The sequence below is a fragment of the Nitriliruptor sp. genome, assembly GCF_040882075.1.
In the GTDB taxonomy this organism is placed as follows: domain Bacteria; phylum Actinomycetota; class Nitriliruptoria; order Nitriliruptorales; family Nitriliruptoraceae; genus Nitriliruptor.
Genome location: NZ_JBBEBZ010000157.1, coordinates 1 through 4447 on the forward strand (window position 1 = coordinate 1; position 4447 = coordinate 4447).

5 protein-coding genes are annotated in these 4447 nt (G+C 74.2%); all 5 read right to left on the reverse strand.

What is annotated here, in order from left to right; translation table 11 throughout:
• Positions 1-161: 161 nt before the first annotated feature.
• Positions 162-485, reverse strand: a complete 324-nt coding sequence (locus WEB03_RS09440) for a hypothetical protein (RefSeq protein WP_368070701.1) — start codon at positions 483-485, stop codon at positions 162-164.
• Positions 482-1786 carry a peptidoglycan DD-metalloendopeptidase family protein gene (locus tag WEB03_RS09445; RefSeq protein WP_368070702.1) on the reverse strand — a complete coding sequence of 435 codons (1305 nt, stop codon included), beginning with the start codon at positions 1784-1786 and terminating at the stop codon, positions 482-484. Before WEB03_RS09445 ends, WEB03_RS09440 begins: the two co-directional genes overlap by 4 nt.
• A 136-nt stretch (positions 1787-1922) precedes the next feature.
• Complete coding sequence (whiG, locus tag WEB03_RS09450) at positions 1923-2681, reverse strand: RNA polymerase sigma factor WhiG (RefSeq protein ID WP_368070703.1); 759 nt, start codon at positions 2679-2681, stop codon at positions 1923-1925.
• A gap of 67 nt (positions 2682-2748) precedes the next feature.
• The gene (locus WEB03_RS09455; protein WP_368070704.1) at positions 2749-3792 is read right to left on the reverse strand and encodes a tyrosine recombinase XerC; all 1044 of its coding nucleotides are present in this window, start codon (positions 3790-3792) and stop codon (positions 2749-2751) included.
• Between the two features lie 82 nt (positions 3793-3874).
• The coding region (locus WEB03_RS09460) for an S-layer homology domain-containing protein (protein WP_368070705.1) at positions 3875-4447 on the reverse strand (573 nt) is incomplete at its 5' end.

Sequence of the window (4447 nt, forward strand, 5' to 3'; positions counted from 1 at the left end):
GTCAGGCCGCGCGGGGGCACCGGGGTCGCCCGTCAGCGGGCGTGTGGAGTGAGGTGTCTGGGCGGAAGCGACGAGCCCGCCAGCGACCTCGAAGACGAGGGAGCGCGGACCCGTACCGCTCGGAGGGTACCGAGGTCGGCTCCCAGCCGTCCACCGGCGGGTCAGGACAGCTCGTCGAGGGGCGGGCCTCCGACCGGCCGGGGCGCCGCGGGCGCGACGGGTTCGGGGTCGGCCCCGCCGCCGGACCACCGGTTCGGGCCGCCGACGAGCAGCTTGCCGGTCTCCCACAGCTCCCGGGCGACGTCGTCGGCCGCGAGCGCCCGCCCGAGGCCGAGCACGGGCGAGTGGTCGACGAAGGCGCCCGCCCAGCGGGCCAGCTCAGCAGCCTCGTCGGTCGCCCACCCGGCCGCGCCGCCGGCGCCCGTGACCGGTCGGGAGGCGAGGTGGTCGTGCACGGCGAGGTAGGTGGCCTCGACCCCCGTCACGGTGCCGTGCCCGCCGGGGAGGACGACCGCCGGCCCGACCGACCCCGCGTCCTCACGTCCCACCACGAGGTCACGCGATCCGGCGATCTCGAGCACACGGACACCGAGCGCCGCGAGCCGGTCCGGGTCACGGTCCGGACGACCGCCGCGGGTGCCGTACCGCGCGAGCGGCTCGGACCCGAACCCGACACGGTCGGCGCCCTCGGCCCCGACGGCCACGGCCAGGCGGCGGACCGCCTCCACCGGGTGCCCGAGCAGGGCGTCGTCGCCGACGGCACGCGCCAGGTAGCCGACCCCGCTGCCGCCGTGGGGGTACCGATGGTGATCAGGGACCCGATCGGCGGCAACCCGGGGTCGGTGGGGTCGTAGAGGTAGGTCAGGTAGTGCGTGGCGACGTCACCGCCCATCGAGTGGCCGAGCAGGTCGACGGGCCGGCCCGGCTGTGCCCGCTGCTGGGCGCGCAGGTGCTGGTCGAGCAGCGCCGCGGCGTCGTCGACGGTGAGGTCGGTGTCGGTCCCCCCGTAGGGGTGACCGCTGCAGCCGAGCGGGGTCGGATCGCAGCCCCGGTAGGAGAACTCGGAGCTGTCGCCCGGCCCGTAGCCGAGGTAGCCAGGATCGAGCACCGGGTGCGGCCCTTCGGTCCCGTACCCCGGCAGCTGGACGAGGTGGTGGTGGTTCGGCGCCCGGGCGTAGCCCCGGTGGCCCGCGGTGGGGCTGCCCGGGGCGAGCACGGCGAACCGGCTGCCGCCCTCGTACGGCGCGTACGGCTGGACCACGAGGTGGCTCCCACGCCAGCCCCCGGGCCCGACCAGCGTCGGTCGGGGGAGCCCGCCGAGCAGCGACAGCGGGTCGAGGTAGACCTCGCCACGCCTGGCGCTCCAGTGCAGGCCGGGCTCGGGACGCAACGGGTCGTCCCCGTTGCTGCCCGTGGCGGCCCCCAGGACCTGGCCCCGGGCGACCGCCGTCCCCGTCGCCACGTGCACGGCAGCGAGGTGGCCGTAGCTGGTGCGCACGCCGTCGGCGTGGGCGACGGTGACCCACCGACGTCCCGCGACCGTGCCCGCGAAGGTCACCTCCCCAGCCGCAGCGGACGCCACCGGGGCGCCGTGGTCAGCGGCGAGATCGACCCCCCGGTGACCCGGCGCGTAGGCGTGCTCGGGATCAGCGAACCCACGGAGCACCGCACCCGGGACCGGCGGCTCGTAGCGGACGGTGCTCGCGGGTGCCGCGTCGACCGCAGCAGCGGACGCTGGTGGCGGGCCGAGCAGCACCAGGAGCAGGACGACGGTGAGGAGACGCACGGGCTGGACCGTTCCCCGCCCCCGGGGAGTAGCGACCGACGCCGATGACGCTACGGCTCCGGTCGACGGCGTCCACACCCGAGCCACCTCCGCCTGTGGATGGCCACCGAGCTCGGTCCGGTCCCCCGGGACCGGCTCAGGCCTGCTGAGCGACCAGCTTGGCGCGCAACGACAGGACCGCCTTGGTGTGGATCTGGCAGATCCTCGATTCGGTGACGCCGAGCACGTCCCCGATCTGGGAGAGGGTCATGCCCTCGAAGTAGTACAGACCGAGCACGGTCTGCTCGCGCTCGGTCAGCCGGGTGATGGCGTGGCGCAGCAGGTCCTTGGTCTCGAGCTCGTCGTAGGAGTCCTCGGGCAGCACGGTGCTGATGTCCTGGAGGGTGTCCACGAGCGAGATGCGGTCACCCTCACCGACGTCGAGGACCTCGTCGAGCGCGGCCATGGAGGTCATCGAGACCTTGGCGAGCGACTCCTGGAGCTCGTCGACGGTCCAATCGAGCTCGGCGGCCAGCTCCTCCTCGGTGGGGCTGCGGCGCAGCTGCGACTCGAGCTTCTGGACCGCGGCTTCGAGCTTGCGGGCCTTGGCCCGCACCGACCGCGGCACCCAGTCGACCGACCGGAGCTCGTCGATGATGGCACCGCGGATGCGCGTGATGGCGTAGGTCTCGAACTTGAAGCCCTTGAAGACGTCGAACTTCTCGATGGCGTCCATCAGACCGAAGATGCCGTACGAGACCAGATCGGCGTGCTCGACGTTGGCCGGCATCCCGACCGCGACGCGTCCGGCCACGTACTTGACCAGTGGCGCGTAGTGCAGGATGAGCTGCTCGCGGGTGGCGCTTTCGGGCGTCCGTGCGTAGCGGTGCCAGAGCTCCTGGACGTCCTGATCCACGCCACCTCCCGTCCACGCTCGCGATGGTTCGGCGACCGATGCGCGGCGTTCCGGTGCCGGAGGCATGCTAGCTGCCACCGGAGTCGCCTGGACCTCTGCGTGCTCGCGGGTGTGCCGCGGCGTGGATCTCGCGGAGCCGGCCACGGGACAGGTGGGTGTAGCGCTGCGTGGTCGCCAGCGACCGGTGGCCGAGGACCTCCTGGACCTGGCGGACATCGGCGCCGCCCTCGAGCAGGTGGGTCGCGGCGGTGTGTCGCAACGTGTGCGGGGTGACGTGGCCGACACCGGCTGCGGTCGCGGCACGTTCGACCGCCGTGCGTGCATCGCGGGTCCCGAGCCGCCCACCCCGGACCCCGAGGAACACCGCCGCGGCGGTCTCGCGACCCGAGGCAGCGGCCGCCTGGAGTTCCGGGCGCGCGAGCGCGAGGTAGGTCCGCAGCGCGTCGACGGCCGGGTCACCGAGCGGCACGATCCGCTGGGTGCCGCCCTTGCCGTCGAGGCGGACCTGACGCTGCGGGAGGTCGAGCTCCGCCACGTCGAGCCCACAGACCTCACCGATACGGGCCGCGGCGGCGTAGAGCAGCTCGAGCAGCGCCCGGTCGCGACGCCCGATCGCGGTGCCCGCGTCGGGCGCGGCCAGCAGCCGTTCCACCTCGTCCACCCGCAGCACCCGCGGCAGGTGGCGCCCGGGAGCGGGGCTGCGCAGCCGGGAGGCGACGTCGACGGTGATGACCCCCCGATCGAGCAGGAAGGTGCTCCAGGTCCGCATCGTGGCCACGCGACGCGAGAGGGTGGCGCGGGCGTACCCACGTTCGGAGAGGTCGGCGAGGTAGCGACGCAGGGTCAGCAGCTCCACCTCGGCGGGGTGCTCGATCCCCCACGCGGCGAGCGTCCGGGCGAGGTCGGTCGCGTCCCGGCGGTAGGCCGCGACGGTGTTCTCGCGTCGGCCGCGTTCGAGCTCGAGGTGCTCCACGAACGCGTCGATGGCCGCCTGCCACGCCGGGGGCAGCTGCCGCGGACCGACGGACCCGGACGTCGCGTCCACCCCTGGTGGCGCGTCATCACCCGCGGGCACCACGGCCCGCGACCCGGCACTTCCCTCGATCGGCACGCTCCGGAGCCTGGTGCTCCGGTCACCTGCTGTCAAGCGTCGTGGTGCGCGTGGCAGCCGTGACGACTGTTGCCCGGTGTGGTCAGCGCGTCTCCGTCGCACGCAGCAGGAAGGTCGCCATCTGTGCCCGAGAGACCGGCAGGGCCGGCCCGAAGTTGCCGTCGCCGATGCCGAGCGTGATCCCGGCGTCCGCGACGGCGCTGATCGCGGCGCGGTGGACCGAGTCCGCCGAGACGTCGCCGAAGGTCGTCTCACCGGCGGGCAGGTCGAGAGCCGCGTTCAGGAAGCTGGCCATCTGGTCGCGGCGAACCGGCGCGTCGGGCGCGAAACGGTCGTCCTCGACGCCCCGGGCGATCCCGGCCGCCACCACGGCCCGGATCCCGGCCTCGTGGGTGTGGCCGCGGACGTCGCTGAAGCCGGCGTCGCCTCCGGCGGGGAGACCGAGCGCCTTGGTGAGGAAGGTCGCCATCTGGCCGCGCGTGACGTCGCGGTCCGGACAGTAGGCCCAGCCGCCGCACCCGGAGGTGATCGCTTCGACGTCCACGTAGGTGATGCCGTCGATGTGGGGGTGGTCCGGTCCCACGTCGGAGAACCCCTGCCCGGCGGTGCGAGCGACGGCACCCGGCAGGTCGCCTCGCCGCTCCGCGTCCCTCAG